The organism is Prochlorococcus sp. MIT 1327, assembly GCF_047304785.1.
Classification (GTDB): Bacteria; Cyanobacteriota; Cyanobacteriia; order PCC-6307; family Cyanobiaceae; genus Prochlorococcus; species Prochlorococcus marinus_D.
Genome location: NZ_CP138972.1, coordinates 1,595,962 through 1,612,253, shown reverse-complemented (window position 1 = coordinate 1,612,253; position 16,292 = coordinate 1,595,962). Strand labels below are relative to the sequence as shown.

General features: G+C 49.1%; 16 protein-coding genes. 7 read left to right on the top strand and 9 right to left on the bottom strand.

The features are described from left to right. Positions 1 to 13: 13 nt before the first annotated feature. On the bottom strand, positions 14 to 280 hold the full coding sequence (locus SIB80_RS07830; RefSeq protein WP_063394954.1) for a hypothetical protein: 267 nt from the start codon (positions 278 to 280) through the stop codon (positions 14 to 16). Positions 281 to 452: 172 nt separating this feature from the next. After that, on the bottom strand, positions 453 to 2,795 hold the full coding sequence (gene nrdJ / locus SIB80_RS07825; RefSeq protein ID WP_268873946.1) for a ribonucleoside-triphosphate reductase, adenosylcobalamin-dependent: 2,343 nt from the start codon (positions 2,793 to 2,795) through the stop codon (positions 453 to 455). 126 nt (positions 2,796 to 2,921) lie between these two features. Between nrdJ and SIB80_RS07820 the strand changes: the two genes are divergently transcribed. The 4 genes from SIB80_RS07820 (at position 2,922) to SIB80_RS07805 (ending at position 6,759) form a co-directional block, all read left to right on the top strand. After that, positions 2,922 to 3,602 carry a class I SAM-dependent methyltransferase gene (locus SIB80_RS07820; RefSeq protein WP_063420262.1) on the top strand — a complete coding sequence of 227 codons (681 nt, stop codon included), beginning with the start codon at positions 2,922 to 2,924 and terminating at the stop codon, positions 3,600 to 3,602. Positions 3,603 to 4,014: 412 nt separating this feature from the next. After that, complete coding sequence (locus SIB80_RS07815) at positions 4,015 to 5,697, top strand: peptide chain release factor 3 (protein ID WP_370520991.1); 1,683 nt, start codon at positions 4,015 to 4,017, stop codon at positions 5,695 to 5,697. Positions 5,698 to 5,773: 76 nt separating this feature from the next. Beyond that, positions 5,774 to 6,025 (top strand): hypothetical protein, encoded by a 252-nt coding sequence (locus SIB80_RS07810; protein ID WP_063420261.1) that lies wholly within the window; start codon positions 5,774 to 5,776, stop codon positions 6,023 to 6,025. A gap of 38 nt (positions 6,026 to 6,063) precedes the next feature. Beyond that, on the top strand, positions 6,064 to 6,759 hold the full coding sequence (locus SIB80_RS07805) for a CPP1-like family protein (RefSeq protein ID WP_063420260.1): 696 nt from the start codon (positions 6,064 to 6,066) through the stop codon (positions 6,757 to 6,759). Positions 6,760 to 7,136: 377 nt separating this feature from the next. Here the strand turns inward: SIB80_RS07805 and SIB80_RS07800 are convergent, their stop codons facing one another. Continuing rightward, positions 7,137 to 7,769 carry an ABC transporter ATP-binding protein gene (locus SIB80_RS07800; protein ID WP_063420363.1) on the bottom strand — a complete coding sequence of 211 codons (633 nt, stop codon included), beginning with the start codon at positions 7,767 to 7,769 and terminating at the stop codon, positions 7,137 to 7,139. 117 nt (positions 7,770 to 7,886) lie between these two features. On the opposite strand from SIB80_RS07800, the gene SIB80_RS07795 reads away from it, so the two are divergent. The 3 genes from SIB80_RS07795 to SIB80_RS07785 all read left to right on the top strand — a co-directional run bounded on the left by SIB80_RS07795 (position 7,887) and on the right by SIB80_RS07785 (position 10,181). Beyond that, positions 7,887 to 8,336 carry a DUF3531 family protein gene (locus SIB80_RS07795; RefSeq protein ID WP_011130165.1) on the top strand — a complete coding sequence of 150 codons (450 nt, stop codon included), beginning with the start codon at positions 7,887 to 7,889 and terminating at the stop codon, positions 8,334 to 8,336. Positions 8,337 to 8,344: 8 nt separating this feature from the next. Next, positions 8,345 to 9,121, top strand: coding sequence for a 16S rRNA (uracil(1498)-N(3))-methyltransferase (locus SIB80_RS07790; RefSeq protein WP_063420259.1), 777 nt, complete (start codon positions 8,345 to 8,347; stop codon positions 9,119 to 9,121). Between the two features lie 307 nt (positions 9,122 to 9,428). Next, complete coding sequence (locus tag SIB80_RS07785; RefSeq protein WP_063420258.1) at positions 9,429 to 10,181, top strand: DUF92 domain-containing protein; 753 nt, start codon at positions 9,429 to 9,431, stop codon at positions 10,179 to 10,181. A gap of 4 nt (positions 10,182 to 10,185) precedes the next feature. Here the strand turns inward: SIB80_RS07785 and SIB80_RS07780 are convergent, their stop codons facing one another. The 6 genes from SIB80_RS07780 to SIB80_RS07755 all read right to left on the bottom strand — a co-directional run bounded on the left by SIB80_RS07780 (position 10,186) and on the right by SIB80_RS07755 (position 16,172). Further along, the gene (locus SIB80_RS07780; protein WP_236066101.1) at positions 10,186 to 10,902 is read right to left on the bottom strand and encodes a sigma-70 family RNA polymerase sigma factor; all 717 of its coding nucleotides are present in this window, start codon (positions 10,900 to 10,902) and stop codon (positions 10,186 to 10,188) included. A gap of 166 nt (positions 10,903 to 11,068) precedes the next feature. Next, complete coding sequence (locus SIB80_RS07775; protein WP_063404030.1) at positions 11,069 to 11,746, bottom strand: GDSL-type esterase/lipase family protein; 678 nt, start codon at positions 11,744 to 11,746, stop codon at positions 11,069 to 11,071. 22 nt (positions 11,747 to 11,768) lie between these two features. After that, positions 11,769 to 13,334: a hypothetical protein gene (locus SIB80_RS07770; protein ID WP_063420257.1), complete on the bottom strand. Its 1,566-nt coding sequence runs from the start codon at positions 13,332 to 13,334 to the stop codon at positions 11,769 to 11,771. Beyond that, positions 13,331 to 14,074: an ATP-binding cassette domain-containing protein gene (locus SIB80_RS07765; protein ID WP_063420256.1), complete on the bottom strand. Its 744-nt coding sequence runs from the start codon at positions 14,072 to 14,074 to the stop codon at positions 13,331 to 13,333. Before SIB80_RS07765 ends, SIB80_RS07770 begins: the two co-directional genes overlap by 4 nt. Further along, positions 14,071 to 14,970: a putative selenate ABC transporter substrate-binding protein gene (locus tag SIB80_RS07760; RefSeq protein ID WP_063420255.1), complete on the bottom strand. Its 900-nt coding sequence runs from the start codon at positions 14,968 to 14,970 to the stop codon at positions 14,071 to 14,073. Before SIB80_RS07760 ends, SIB80_RS07765 begins: the two co-directional genes overlap by 4 nt. 23 nt (positions 14,971 to 14,993) lie before the next feature. Then, complete coding sequence (locus tag SIB80_RS07755; protein WP_063420254.1) at positions 14,994 to 16,172, bottom strand: pyridoxal phosphate-dependent aminotransferase; 1,179 nt, start codon at positions 16,170 to 16,172, stop codon at positions 14,994 to 14,996. Positions 16,173 to 16,292 lie beyond the last annotated feature (120 nt).

Genomic DNA, 16,292 nt, shown 5'->3' with positions numbered 1-16,292 from the left:
TAAGAGCACATTTTTAGGCTTTTACACTCACCATCCGAAGCTTATTTTCGCGGTCTTCAAGTAGTGTCTTTAGCCACTTGGCGGCAATCGCACGAGAGATGGTGCGATTATGTAGAAATTCGCAAATCACCAGATATAAGGGGCCTGTATTAGATTCAATGTTGAATTGAGCATCGTATGCAAGTAACTGCTCGTCTGTTTGACAAGCCCTAAGTTTGTCGACTATTGCTTCTCGTGTGCTTTTACTCATCGCATTGACCTGGATCTTGGCAGTGCTCATTGGCTTAAGGAGGTGGAGACCGAACTTGCCTCACTCCATAAATAGCCACCTATCGCTTTTGGTTGCAATGGTCTTTACCAATCAATTGATGTGGTTTCGTCAGAATTTGATGCCCCTTGCCATGAGACCCGCCCTCGAGAACCATCCAGGGCGGATTCCATCAGCGTTTGAGTCAGCTCCCAGGTTTGGCCAGTGGAAGTAGGCATTTGTCTGAGTCACATCCCGCTGGCCCCGCCTCCATCAGTTCACCTTGGTCATAGGAGTGAAGAGCTTCGAAGAAGTTGCTCCTCACCCTCCGATTAACCACCTCTGCTTGCAGGCGCTCGAATGTGTTTGCATTGATCGGCTCAAACGGCAAGCGAGGGAAGGTGGCATTGTTGGCATCGAAGCGAGCAAGCAGTGCAGCAGAGATGTACCCCTCACTGTTGTCAATGGCCTGATGCAACGCTTCTCCCAGACTCTCTATCTCATCCTCACGCAGTTCGATCGTCGCTGAAGTGTTGTGGGCCGTGTAATGGCTTTGCACTTGCATGTAGAAATCAAATTGAGCCAGTGCTGAGAAGTTATTGATATTGACAGCATCGGCACCAGGAAGATTGGCCCAGCTGACTTCTGTGGGAATTTCAACCAACCATTCGCTGCAGCGTGGATCAAATGGATCATCCAGCAAGCGACCCTGCTCATCTTTATCAGATTGAGACGGCACAACGGTGTATCCGTAGTCCATACATGCCATCGCCACTGGATCATTCTTTCGGAAGGTAATCCGACGAATGAAACGCTGGGCTTTAGGAGGATGCCATCCCGGTGCTGCTCCTGTAAGCAGACTTTTCGTTCCGGCTGGTTGAACTGTGGTGCAACGGCTAGGGCGACGCAACTCGTGGCGATCGCAATAGTCCCATACCGTTTGGTTGACTATTTTTTTCCAACGGATCAAAAAGGATGCTTCCTTTTGCTTGAAATGGCGACCTTCATCTGTGTCAGGTCGCCCGTTTTCCCACCATCTGAGCCAGTCAGTGCCGAAGGCATGGACGAAGAAGTCAAATAAACCAGTAAAACTCACACCCACAATTGGATCCCAGGCACGGCTTTGGCGATATCTGGGGACTTCAAAGCGATGGTTTAGCAGGCAGGCAACCGATAGAGCAGCAGCTTTGAAAGCATCGGCTTGACCGTCTTCATCACAAGGGTCGATTTGGTTGAGATGGATCTCGGCCAAATTGCAGTGAAAGTCGGCTCCAAGAATTTCCCCGCATGGGTTTAGGCCATAGCGGCCTAGTCGATGCTCTAGTTCGTTTGCATCGATCGGACCGTGGTTGGTCTGTAACCAGCGACCTGCTTCGTCTCTTCCTTGATCGCAGTAGATCCCAATGAATTCCTGGCGTAATTCTTGTGTGGTGAGCAGGTCTGCATTGGAGCGGGCAATGGCCTCTGGTGCGAATTGAATGGCACCCTCTCCAGAATGGAATTGTTTTCTTACGGCCTCAACCACAATCGATCGGCTCGGTCTGTTGTGGTAAACCCTGGTGTGATTGGCCATGCGTAGCGCATCTTTTTCGGGATCGATCCGCCAATTACCGTCGGCATCTTGTTGCCAGAGATTTTCTTTGGCATCTGCAGCTGCAAGATCTTCCGCCGAGAACTGACGCATTCCAGCACTGCGGCGGATGTTGCCTGCAACGATCGTTACTGCGGCTTCGTCGATTAGAAGGCAACACTCCACTGATGTAAGGCGACGGCCTACTGCTTTACCAAGCAGCCGAGCGACACGGGTATAAAGATCCTTCAGCTTCACTGGATTGGCCATTCCACCAAAGCCCTTGAGGGTCTCGCCTACTGGCCTTACGTCTGAAAGGTCAATGCTCACATTGATGGTTCGTCCAGCGAAGCGTTCATCGCTGCATAGTTCGAGTAATAACTGATAGCTGTCAACCCAGCCACGCCGTGTGTCTCCAACCTTGATCAAGACGTTGTCGTTTTCAATGCTGTGCGTTGTCTGCTCTTGTCTTTGATGTGCTGCTGTTAGGCCAATATCTGTGACGCCAACGATTTTGATGGGGTTGCGAACCACCGGGAGCTGATCAATCAAGTGAGGTTCAATGACAGCACCAGTTCCGCAGCCCATCATCGCAAGGTCCATCATTAGACCAAAGGCTTCCCAGTCCACCAGGTTGGTGGATGTGCAGTTGTAGGCACCTGAGAAATTCTCCGCTTTTTCGATCCAATCCGTTCCACCGATCCATAGCCAGCGTCCAGAGGGGAGAGCCTTTTTCTCGGCTTGCATGCGCGACATCAGCGCTACTTCCTCAGCTCTGAGTTTGCCGAGTTGCTGCAGTCCTTGGAGGTTGCGTGTGCTGACTTCGTTCCAGCTTTCTCGTCCCGACGAGGTGCGGCGGCTGTAAGTGCGATAAAAAACCGGGTTAGCCGCTGGAGCCGTGGCAGGGAAATCACCACGCTGTCCGCTGGCTTCTAAGGCTGTCATTGCTATCTCAGGTCTGCTCGAAGTCAGGGTCATAGGTTGGCTTATGCCGATAAGTATGGGAACGCTACCGCCACTCATGGTGTCTGCAAGCTTTAGTAACACCATCGACAGTGCCTGGTTGAGACTAGTGAGAAATCTGATTGAGATCTTGTGAAGCGTTTGCCTGAGCCGGAGTTAATGGATGATCCGCTTCAGGCCAGGGCCTATGCCGAAGCAGATTTTTCCTGTGGTGATGAGGCATTGATCAATCGCTTACAGGAGTATCTGATCAGCTTGTGCAAGATTCCTTCTCCAGGCAGCATGATCGTTGATCTTGGTTGTGGACCTGGAAATATTTGCGAGCGTCTCCAGCGGCTCTGGCCTGAAGTGATGGTGCTTGGCATCGATGGTGCTCAAGCGATGCTTGATCACGCTTTGCAACGGCAAAAAGCGATGGCCGCTGAACTTAAGCGACTGACCTATCGCTGTTCCAATCTTTCATCACTCGTGAACCAATGCGTCGATTTGAAATGTTCGGCTGCTCTTGTTGTTAGTAATAGTTTGCTGCACCACCTTCATGACCCCAATCTTTTATGGCAGGTCACTAAGTATTTAGCAGCCCCAGGTGCGTTTGTTTTTCATCGCGATCTGCGTCGACCCTTATCGACTAAACAGGCTATTGCGCTTCAACAAAAACACATGCAGGAAGCACCTTCTATTTTGATTCGTGATTATTTGGCGTCTCTGCACGCAGCCTTCACCTTGGAAGAGGTGCAGTCACAGCTTGGTCATGCAGGGCTAGATCATTTGCATGTGATCGAAGTTGAGGACAGGTATCTCGACGTATTTGGTACGATCTAAATGCATAGGATCAGTTTGATTTATGAGGCCTTCTCGCCCTTTCTCACAAGTGCGGGCGCAAGTCTTTTCCCATTGAATTGAGTTGTCGCTGAAGAAAGTATTGAGATCAAAGTTGGTGTTGGCGCCATAGCCCTCAGGAAGGGGTCAGTACTAGAAACCGATGATCTTGGTTGTGTCGATGGATCAGGAATGATTGTGAACGCTTAAGCACTTTGCTCGAACAGTTTTTCTCACTGAGATGAGTAGAGATTGCAAAACTGATCACAATCAATCATTGACAGAGGCTGAAATATCAGCATTGCACCTGCCGCGAAGTGAATTCCTTGTCTTATCAATCTCAGACGCAGTCAAAGGCTTGATCATTTATCGCACCTTTAATATGCACTTGCACCCGCCAGATCTTCGTCACCGCTTGACCTCTCTTCCCGATTCCACGAGCCCGCCGATTGATTCGGCATCTTCAATTGATATAGATCAAGTCCTTGAGGCCTCGTTGGCTGAGGCCATTAGCCGTCGCCGCAATTTCGCGATCATTTCCCATCCAGATGCGGGGAAGACCACCCTTACAGAAAAATTGTTGCTTTACGGAGGTGCGATCCAGCAAGCAGGGGCTGTTAAAGCCCGTGGTGAGCAGCGCAAGGTGACCTCCGATTGGATGGAGTTGGAGAAGCAGCGGGGTATATCGATCACCTCCACCGTGCTGCAGTTTGATTATGCAGATAACACAATTAACCTTCTTGATACCCCCGGACACCAGGATTTTTCAGAAGACACTTATCGCACCCTGGCGGCTGCAGATAATGCAGTGATGTTGGAGGATGCAGCTAAGGGTTTAGAACCTCAGACCAGAAAATTGTTTGAGGTATGTCGCATGAGAAACATTCCAATCTTTACTTTCATAAACAAGATGGATCGTGCAGGGCGGGATCCTCTGTTGCTGTTGGATGAGATTGAAGCAGAGTTGGAACTAATACCTTGGGCCGTGAATTGGCCTATTGGCAGTGGGGAGTTGTTTCGGGGTGTTATTGATCGTCGAACTAGAAATGTTGTTCTTTTTACAAGAGCGGAAAGGGGCCGGCAAGCCAGTGAACGCCACCTTCACCTTGACGATCCGGAATTGCCAAGCCTTGTCGAGCAGGAGCTTTTGGACCAAGCTTTGGAAGAGTTAGAGCTCTTGGAAGCAGCAGGTGCAGAGCTTGATCTGGAATTAGTCCATGCAGGCGAGTTGACACCTGTGTTTTTTGGTTCAGCAATGACCAATTTTGGGGTAAGGCCTTTCCTTGATGCCTTTCTTGAGATGGCGCAGCGTCCGGTAGCTCGTTCTACAAGTGAGGGCCCTGTTGATCCTCTGCGACCGTCCTTTAGTGGCTTTGTTTTCAAATTACAAGCCAATATGGATCCTCGTCATCGTGATCGTGTCGCCTTTGTAAGGGTCTGCAGCGGACGTTTTGAAAAGGATATGACGGTGCGCCTAGCACGAACCGGAAAATCCATACGTCTATCTCGACCACAGAAGTTATTTGGCCAAGAACGTTCGGTCGTTGATGATGCCTATCCAGGTGATGTTATCGGTCTAAATAATCCTGGTATGTTTGCGATTGGTGATACTCTGTATACAGGCTCTAGAGTTGAATACGAGGGTATACCATGCTTTAGTCCTGAGATATTTAGCTGGTTACGTAACCCGAATCCTTCAGCATTTAAAAATTTTCGTAAAGGAGTCAATGAGTTAAGAGAGGAAGGTGCTGTACAAATTCTCTACGATACTGATCAGAGCAAGCGGGATCCGATTCTTGCTGCAGTAGGTCAGTTGCAGCTTGATGTTGTTCAGCATCGTTTAGAAAACGAATATGGCGTTCAGACCCGTCTTGAACCTATGGGGTTCCAGGTGGCACGGTGGGTCAGTGATGGTTGGCCTGCTCTAGATGAGATGGGACGGATCTTTAATTGCAAGACCGTTCAGGATGCCTGGCAGCGTCCTGTTCTCTTGTTCAAGAACGAGTGGAACCTCAACCAGCTTCTTGATGATCACCCTGCTTTGGAACTTAGTGCTGTTGCGCCTGTGGTTAGTGGTGTAGAGCCGATCAGCCTTTGAGCGTTGGGCTTAAATCTGCTTTCCTGACGAAAAGAACTCGCGATTCACTGCTCTAGTTAGCCAGAATCGTTAAAGAATGTTTTCAGTGGTAGTGGACAACCATTGGCTGATACGCCCCTGTGTTGATGGTGGCACTGAGTACGTTTGCTTTCGTGCCGCAAGCTGCAATGATCAACCTGAAAGGGTTGAAATGCTTGTTGGCTTCCACCTTCCACCACAGATGCCTTTGCTCAAGAGTAGGCAGTGGATGGGACAGCAAGAGGCTTTGGTTTGTTGCAAACAGCTCCAGAACAGCCATGGCTATCGCTACGGTTCACCCCTCTTTTGAGCTGGTCTCGATACGCTCAGAGTAGTTCTCGTAGATCCATGGCCTCGGGCATCGGCTCCAGTTCGAATCCAGGGTCGCAGGATCCCTACTCCATCCTTGGTCTTGAACCAGGAGCCAGCTTCGAATCTGTGCAACAAGCAAAGGAAAAGCGGCTTTTAGAGGTAGGCGATGACCTTCAAGCCAGGGCAAGGGTTGAAGCGTCTTATGACGCTGTGCTCATGTCCAGTCTCAAGGAACGCCAGCTTGGCAAAGTGAGCAATGCTGCAGTTAATGCCTCTCAGCGAGAGGAGCTGCAGGTCGAGACAGCTGCTCGTAGTGGTGGAAGCAATGCTCTGCTTACACGCCTACGCAATATCAATTCATCAGCTGCTAACACCAAATCAGGAGAATTCTGGCCGAATTTCTCTCTACCTGAAGGACAGGGCCTCACGGTTCGATTGGTCTTGGGAGGACTTGCCTTATTGCTTGTGATTGTTGCTCCTGTTGGAAGTACGGAGCTTATCCTTGCTGTATCAACAATTGCTCTGTTTCTCAGTCAGATCAGACGAGGTCGTCGCCCACTTGCATCATTGGGCTGGAGTGTTCTCTTGCTTGCTAGCGGCTTGATTCTTGGGGGACTCCTCCTGCAAGCCATGACAGCTTTACCAAGCATTACCCTGCCGATTACAGGAGACCAGCTTGAAGCGGTGCCAACAGTGTTGTTGCTTTGGGCTGGTGCACTCCTTTTGGATTGAGTAGATAAGACCCATGCGAACAATGGCTTGCTTTCTCGATATAATTAACTGATAAAAAGCTCTTATTTTACTTTTAGCTAGCAATTAAATATTCCTTTTGAATTGTTATTTAATTCAATATTGCGAGCTTCCTGAAGAATGCTTTTGAGTTCTTCAGCAAAAAGACTTAGTGTTGCAATACTTGTCGCCCCTCAAGCCGTCTTGGAAGTAATTTTTTTACTTCAACAACTACCTATTGATTCAAAGATCAAGACATATTTATAGATCGCTGACCCAATTCGCTTTTGAAGCGTTACTTATCAACGGTTGGCCATTGTGAATTGCTTTTCTGTGACTTTCGATTGCGAAGGCAGCTAGTTATCTAAGTTGATTGAGAGTTATTGAGGCAGCTTATGAAGCCGACCTGAATCGAGCCGATACGCTGCACTTGACAAGCCCACAAAGAGTTCTGGCTCATGAGTGGCCACGATTAACAACTGTTCTCGTGCAAGCTTGGAAAGCAGTTCCAATACCTCATCACGTACTGACCAATCAAGCCCGGCGGTGGGTTCATCAAGCAGCAAAATGGTTGGCTTGCGCAGCAACTGAACAGCAAGGGCAAGCCGTCTTTGTTGACCTCCACTGAGATTTTCCGGTGCTTGCTTCATGTCGATTTGAGCCAGTCCCACCTTTTGTAGCGCTTGTGTTTGTTCCACACTGGTGAGTCGCCGATGCCCTAAGCGCAGCTCCTGGGCAACAGTTAAACCAAGAAAGTGCCGCTCTGGGAATTGAAAGACGACCCCACACATCCAGCGTCGTTGACGCTGATTTAAGGGTTTGTGTTCCCAGTAAATGGCGCCTTGTTGAGCACTTGCAAGTCCACTGATCACCTCGAGCAGACTGGTTTTGCCACTTCCACTAGCGCCAGCTATTACAACGGGTTGGCTCGCATGAGCAAGGAGATCAACTCCCTGCAGCACAGGTTCTTCAGATGTTGAGGGACGGTATTGAATGTCTTTCAGCTCCAGCACGAGCACCTCACTTCTCTGCTCACAGCAGCTAATGATCCTCCAATTTGATTGATGAATGCTTGCTTATGCAGACGGATCTGTCGAATGCCGCGATGATGCAGCCATCGTCGAGCTTTCATGGACGTTCGTTTCCGCGAGGTTGATCCATTCAACTGTTGGCTATGGCTTCACTTTGCCGATGTACCAAGCCAGGGTGAGCAAAATTACGTCGATGGCATCTTTGATAGTTGGTACGTGATTGGCCGTTTGGGTGGATTTAATGCTGAGAACCTACAAGTCCATGAGGAAGGTGCGGATCTCAGCTGGATCACTTACGACAATGAAGACGCCAGATCCGTGATCCCTGCGCTGATGCACAACATGGGCCAGTTGGAATATCAAGGCTGCTGGGCACGTTGTTGGGTTGATCTTGGTACAAGTGATGCTGTTGCACTTGATGTCTTGATCAACGCTCTCCAACAAATTGACTCCGATGTGGTGCAGTTGGATGAAGTGTTGATTGGTGGTGTCAATGATGACTGGCCTGTTGAGCCCCATCCCGACAGCATCTTTCCTGTGGAGGCCTAAGCAGTCTCTTGGCTGAGCTCAGGCGCCTTTTGGTTGAATCGCAGCGGTTTGATGCAATCACTGCTTCTGACTATTTGTTATCTCTCAAGCAAGACGAAGTCCATTACCTGCGCAGAGTGCTTCGCCTTCGCAATGGGCAAGCGGTTGCGGTTGTTGATGGTGTTGGTCATTTCTGGGAGGCCCATCTACAAGCAGGTGATTTTTTAAAACTTGACACGTCACCTTCGTCTCCTTCTCTACAACAACCTCGCCATCGTCAACAACTCGGTTTGGCTGTTGTTCTCCCAAAGCGTGGCTTTGAGGAGGTTTTGAGGATGAGTTGTGAACTAGGCGTCAACCTGATTCAGCCTCTACGTTCTGATAGGTGTACTCCTCAGGCTGAGGAGCGACCATTGCGATGGAAGGTGATCCTTAGGGAAGCAGTTGAGCAATCTGAGCAGCTTTGGCAGCCAGAACTTTTGCCCATAGCAGAAGCTTCAGCCTTGTGGAAAAGTCCACCAGATCATGCAGTTTTTGCTTTGGCCACCACTCGTCGGCATGGACTGATTGATCTACAACTTTTGATGGAAGGATTGACCCCAGAAATCAACCAAGTCACAGTTGCGATTGGTCCTGAGGGTGGTTGGAGCCCACTTGAAGAGTGTGCCGCTGAGGCCGCGGGTTGGGTGCCTGTGGCGTTGGGAGATTCAATCCTGCGCACTTGCACAGCTGCTGTGGCAGCAGCTCAAACAATGGTTTCAAGTCGACGGATCAGCTTGTCAAGAGATCAGTCAAGATCTGATTGAATTCCTGCAGGCTTGTTTTTGATCTACGCGGCTGCATTTTTATTCACGAATGTCAGCGCTTCTCGGCGTCTTTTTCAAGCAAACCTTCATCTCATAGCGGCTTCCTTTGGCTCGAGGGCTTGGACTTCTTCAGTGATTTTCTGCACAGTCTTTTGAGGTGATAATTTTCTCAATGCTGAGATTGAGAAGATCAAAATCGTAGGCTGTTTTTTCTGCTTCATGCTCTGGTCTGCCAGACAGCGTCAAGCAATAGCCCACGCTTGCTGTCTCTTGTCCAATCTGGCCAAAGGCAGCGCTATCAAAGTTGATGCTTTTTTCTAATCCGACTCTGGTTCAATGGCTCTGGGCTTTTGCTCTCAATGCTCTATTGATTGCGCTGGCCCAGAGGCTGCCATTACTCACTTCCTCCGGATGGATTCATGCCGGGGCACTAGGCACAATGCTCTGGGGGTGTCTGGGCTGGCGTGGGTGGCTTGCGGTAGTGATTTATCTCGTACTGGGATCGATGGTCACCCGTCTTGGCATGGCCCAGAAGAAACTCGCTGGCCTTGCTGAGGGACGTGGTGGCAGGCGTGGGCCTGAAAATGTCTGGGGATCTGCAGCCACTGGTGCTGTAGTGGCAATCCTGATCAAACTGGGCCTTGGTTCCCAGTCTTTGCTGATGATCGGTTTCGCAGCAAGTTTTGCTGCGAAACTTGCTGACACCTTCGGCAGTGAGATAGGCAAACTTTGGGGCCGAACCACTGTGCTCATCACCACGCTGCGTTCTGTACCTGCTGGTACGGATGGAGCCATCAGTCTCGAGGGCACTCTCGCAAGTGCCCTTGGCAGTCTTTTGATGACCTTCGTGATGGTCTCCCTCTCTCTGTTGCCTTTTGGTTTCCAGGCGATCTTGGTTGCTTTGATTGGCTTATTGGCCACTCTTATGGAGAGCCTTTTAGGCGCAATTGCTCAGAACAAAATTAGTTGGCTGAGTAATGAACTTGTTAATGGTTTACAGACAAGCTTTGCTGCTATTTTTGCCATCGCAATCGCCGCTTGGCTTGGTTTGGCTGCTTAACCAGCTAATCAGATTTCTTTGTGGACCAAAGTTGAAGTTGTTTAATTAAACCTCGCAAAACTCTTCGCAGCTTGTTCTCCTTCATCTTTTCGCGCTTTGCTAACTGTCTCAAGCTGATGTCATCGATGTAATGGGCGTAAAGCAAGTGTTGCTGGTGGTATGTTAGACGCTGAATAGCCTTTTTTACCCATTGGTATTGCAGATCCGGTTCTTGCTGCTTTGGTGACTTGAGTCGTTCCATTAATGGGACTCTCTTCTCAACATGATTGCCACCTGTTGAACTCTCTTTGGCATCCAGAGATACAAGATGTGTCTGCCATATGGCTTCCGCAGCTTGATGCCAGCGGTCTGAACTTACATTTAATTGTGCAGCCAGTTGCTCTTCGGTGAGCGGTTTTAAGCCATCATTCTGCTGCTTCTGCTGGAGTCTCATGCCGCGGGTATATAGGTCTCTCAGTCGCCAGGGCACTCTCACAATCTGGCTTCTGTCTCTGCGGAAATGGAGGATCTGGCCGTTGGCACGGGCCATTGCATAGCTACTTACTTTAAATCCAAGATTGGCATCGAATTTCTCCATCGCCATGATTAATCCCAGCCTTGCTTCTTGAATGAGATCATCCAGTTCTTCTCCGCCACGGGTGGCTTGGCGAGTTGCTGCAAGGTGCGCCAATCCAAGGTGTTCAACTACAGCCTGATTGCGTTTTTGTATCGATTTGGGCAATGAAAATGAACGCTGATTCCCAGAGCACTCTGCTCTCTTTCTTCTCAAGGTTTTGCAAGAAGTTTGCGCCATGACTTGACTTTCTATTGACATCCTTAACTTTCTGCTTTTCTGCAGCACTGGTAAACCAACTAAAGGATGAACATCGGATTCCTTAGGGGTGATTTCAGCCAACCGTAGGAGTGAAGTTTGTTAGTGGTTCGAGCTGTGCCCACTCCAGCATCGATGTCCATGCCATCACCCGTTGGTGGATCCAGTCATGTCCCTCTGAGTTGAGATGGATACCATCGGGTTCGATCCAGCTGAGCCAGGCAGGTTCATTGAGCATGGCGTTGTGCAACGGCAGAAATGGCACATCAACCTCAAGACAGGCTTCCTCAAGCTGGGCTTCATAAACCGACCCCGATTGGTTTGAATACCAGAGGCATTGCGCAAATGGCATTACAGCTTCATCGACAGGAGTGAGGCCCATCACCATCACCTTGGTGAGGTGTTTCATCTCTGTCAGCATTTGCTGCAGGCCAAAGCGAAAGGCCTCTGCCGTGAGTTGGGGCCGGCCATCGGGGCGTCCAATACGTGCTGTGTCATTGAGGCCTACCGCCACAAGAACTGCATCAGGAACCTGACGACGGAGTTCGCCTCGACTTTGCCATTCCTTTTGCCAGCGTTTGGCAACACTTTCCAGTCCATCACCACGAATTCCAAGCTGGTAGACCACTGGGGCATCAGGGAGGCTCATCCATTGGCATCGCAGACGTTCACACCATCCGCCACCCTCTCGATCTCCCCATCCATAAACACCACTGTCACCTATGACAACGAGTCTCTTGTATGTATTGGCCATCACATCGAGAAGTGGAACCTGATCAGCTTTGTAGGTCTACAACCATAGGTAGCTTTTTAGTTGAACCAGTCCAGTGATATCGCAAGCGATCAGTGATCGATTCTCCGATCAAGGTCAGAGCTGTGAACACCGCGATTAGGACACTGACCTGTGCCCAGTTGAACGAACCAAGAGATTCGATTAACTGCCAACCCAGTCCAGTGCCTCCAACCATGCCAACTACCACGGTTTCTCGCAAAATCACGTCCGTTCTGTAAGCGGCATAGGCTAAATAGCTACGGCTTTGGCCGCTAAAGCATCCATAGAGCCAAGCCGATCGTGCTCCAGCGCCAGTCGCGCTTAAGGCTTTCAAGTTGTTGTCGCTTTGTTGGTCAAGCCCTTCTTTTAAGAGGCGACCCATCACTCCAATGTTGTGGGCTCCAAGTGCAAGAGCAGCAACAGCCACACTCGGTTTGCTGAAGAGCAGCAAAAATAGAGCAGTAAGAGGGGTTGGCATCAGTCTTAGCAGGCCCCAGATGATTCTTTGTATTGCTATTCCCAGTCGGCTTGGCCAAAGCATCATTGCTAGTGGCGGTGTTCCGATAGCGATTCCTGCTGCTAACACTGTTAGCAACATCGTGCTGCTGATTAATTGGATCCATGGGAGAGTGTGAATAGCAATTATTAGCTCATCAACGGTTGGTAATGGAAGGGGGTTCCAGTGAAGAGGTTCTCCTAGATCAATATCAACTGTATTTAGCCAGGGAATACTTAGTGCGCATAGAATCAATAAGACAATCAATATACTGGCAACTTGCCAAATCCCATTCTTGGATAATTTGAAATATCTACGTATCAAACCTAATATCTGCTCAAGACTAAACATTACTGCTGCTAGTAACCATAAAGCTGTCCATACGTCATGGAATTGAAGAGATTGAAGTGCCAGTTGAAGGTCAGTGCCAATACCACCCAATCCAAAAACCCCCAACACGGTTGCACCTCTTAATGCACATTCAAGTCGATATCCGACATAACTCAATAAGACAGGTCCCATCGCAGGGCCAAGAGCTGTAATTAAGGCGGAAGAGGAGCCCGCCCCAGCCTGTTTTAAGCCCCTTAGGGCTCGACGATCACGGGTGTCAAGTTGATCACTTAGGACTCGAGCAACAAGTGCAGAGTAAGGAATGACGATTGCAACAATTGCTACCCAAGGGCTCAGTCCAACCATTTGAAGTAACAACAAACCCCAGAGGAGTTCATGAATTGCGCGCGGGATTGCCAAAAGTCTGCGAATCACAAGCGCTGGCCAGCTTCTCCCTAAAAAGGTCTCCCATACCACCCTGGCGCTGGCTATGCCAAGACAAATTCCAAATATTGAACTTATTGACCAGCTAAGAAGAGCTGTGGCCAAAGTGATCTGTATTCCTCTAAATGCACTTTGAACGACCTCTGCTTGAATAGATGGATGAACGGCAGCGCAAATAAACTCCCATAGGAGAGTGACTCCACCATTGTGGAAACTTATTAGTATAGAAATAAGTACAGGCAATAAAGCCAGTGCTGGCAAAAGGCTCAGGATTGGAGGAGTTGGACTGAGGCGACTCATGCAGATCCGTAGATCAAGGCTAAGGCTTCTTCATCAAGACATTCAGCAGGTTGATCAAAGACAACTCTCCCAGACTTAAGTGCGATTACCCTGTCAAAGTGCCGAAAAAAGGATGGTTGATGCAGGCTCATCAAAAGGGTTCTTTCTTCGCCCATATCACTAGTCATCGTGTTGTCCAAGAAAAGATGGAGGATTTCCTCTGCAAGGATTGGATCGAGACTGAATAAAGGTTCATCAGCGAGAATGAGTTCTGGTTTTTGACGTAAGAGGCGTGCTATTGCCACTCGCTGTCGCTGTCCCCCCGAGATTTCGCTTACCATTGCAGAAAGGATGCTCGATGAAAGACCTACTTTTTTAAGACATTCACTGCAGGCATTTAATTCGATTGGCTTGAGTAAATTAGCTAGAGCCCATAGTAAATTTCTGTTAGCTAACGCACCACAGTTGATGTTTTGTGCAACGTTGAGCTCTTCTACGAGGCGAAGATCTTGCCATAGGGTTCCTATTTTTTTTCGTTGACGTTGCCCTAAGTTTGAGGTTGAATAATTTTGCCAAATCACCTTCCCCGAATCAGGAATAAGAGTTCCGTTGGCTACCGCTAATAAGCTACTTTTTCCTGATCCGTTGCTGCCTACAAGTGCAACACGCTCTCCAGAAGAAATGCTAAGGTTGATATCATTAAGCCGATTCCCTCTACTACTGTGAACAAATACGCCCCTTATTTCGAGCAACCTTCTCACTGAATCTTTCCTAGTTGTCTGCCTATTTTTTCGATTGTTATGTATTGATTTTGGTCTGCATCTACAAAACTACTTGCCCCAAAAAGTTCAAGTATTTTTTCTTGTGATTTTGAACTTTTCTTTAACCCAGTTAGAGTAGACTTTAGTTTTTCAGTGAAACCATCGCCAAACTTTTTGTCGAGATTGGGTTGTGCTAGCCAGTGATAGTCTGCATATGGGGGCGTTCTCCAAATCACTTTCACTTTGGCAGGATCGATGCGGCCATTTTTTTGAGCCGACTCCCATACACTTTCGTTCAGGGAGCCAGCATCAAAAGAACCACTTTGCACCAAAGCAATTGTTGCATCATGACTGCCACTGAAACCTGGTTTGCCTCCAGAAAAATCATTCATTTGCACACCTGCTTGCTGAAGGAAGTGCTGAGGCATTAATCTTCCAGAGGTTGAACTTTCGGAGCCAAAAGTGAAGCGCTTCCCATTAAGTTGCTGAAGCCCAGATTGGCTTTTTAATGGCTTAATTCCGCTCTTTGTATTGGCTATGAATACACTTGTGAATTTGGCATCAATATCTCTTTGCGCGATAACTTCTGCTCCTGGCTTTTGCAACCTAGCTTGTACACCTGTTAGGCCTCCAAACCAAACAAGATCAAGGCTGTCGGTGCGGAATGCACTGACTGCGGCTGGATAGTTCGTGACTGCTTTGTAGCGAACTGGCACATTTAATTCTTTGCTCAGTTCAGACGAGAGTAGGCCGTATAAACGGTTCAAACGCTCAGGATTCTGATCGGGAATTGCCCCAATACGAAGTGTCTTCTCAGTTTGATTAGTGCAGCTCAGCAACCCAATGAAGCAGATCAATGAAGTGCGGACCAACGCCCCGCCTGGTCTTGAAGGCATGTTGTCTTTATTGCGTTTGTTGTTCAGCTCTGTTTGAGAGCTTTGTGGAGACGTTCTAGTCCATCGCAAATAGTTTCTGGTGAAACCGCACAGGTGAGGCGTACGCAACTGTCGTCTCCAAATGCTGCACCTGGAACCATCGCAAGCCCATGGTTTTCAAGAGCTTGCTCACAGAAACTTACTGAGTCGAGGCTTTCAGGTGGCAGTTTTGGGAAGGCGTAAAAGGCACCTTTTGGAGGAACCAGGCTCATTCCCTCAAGGCTAAGCAAGCCAGAGCTGAGGAGTTCGCGGCGGGTGTTGTAGCTCTTGACCATCTTTTTCACACACTCCCTTGAGCCTTGCAGCGCGGCCAAGGCTCCACGCTGAGCGAAACTGCAGACATTGCTAGTGCTCTGGCTTTGAAGGGCAGTAGCAGCTTTTACAGCATCAGCGGGGCCGGCTAGATAACCCAAACGCCAACCGGTCATTGCCCAGCCCTTGGCAAAGCCGTTAACGATGAAGGTTCTGTTTGAAAGATCTGGTGCTATGGCCGAGAAGCTGTAATGCTGTTGCCCTTCTTCAAGAATGAACTCGTAGATCTCATCACTCATGACCAGGATCTGGGGATGATCTCTCAGCAGATCAGCCAATGTTTCCAGCTCCTTGCGTGCCATCACACGGCCGGTTGGGTTGCCAGGGGAATTAAGTAATAAAAGACGGGTTTTAGGGCCGATGGAGGCTTCTAGGTTGTTGAGATCTAGGCAGAAACCGTTTTCTGGAGTGGAGGGAAGTGTTGTCACCTTTGCACCAGCTAAGCGGGCCATTTCTGGATAACTCAGCCAATAAGGAGCAGGGATTAAAACCTCATCGCCCGGATTGAGGATCACCTGAAACAAGTTAAAGATTGCTTGCTTGCCTCCATTTGTCACCAACACTTGCTCTGCATTGGTTGGCACAGTGTTTTCTTTGCTGAGCTTGGTTGCTATTGCCTCACGGAGTTCGGGATCTCCGGCGGCAGGGCCATAACGGGTGATGCCATCACGGAGTGCCTTCACCGTGGCATCAATGATGAATTCAGGGGTATTGAAATCTGGCTCACCAGCACTCAGGCTGCAGATGTCGCGGCCTTCTTGCTGAAGGGCCTTTGCTCGAGCACTGATTGCCAGTGTGAGTGAGGGCTGAAGGGCAACGACTCGGTCGGAAAGATGAGGCGGGAGTGGCATTGGTGCCGCATCCCCTTGCGGGATGCCCGTAAGGACCACATCTTGCCTGATGCTCTGACATGGACAACCAACATCTTTCGATTGGCTTTTTAATGCTCATGGTTGACTTGGGTCGCACAA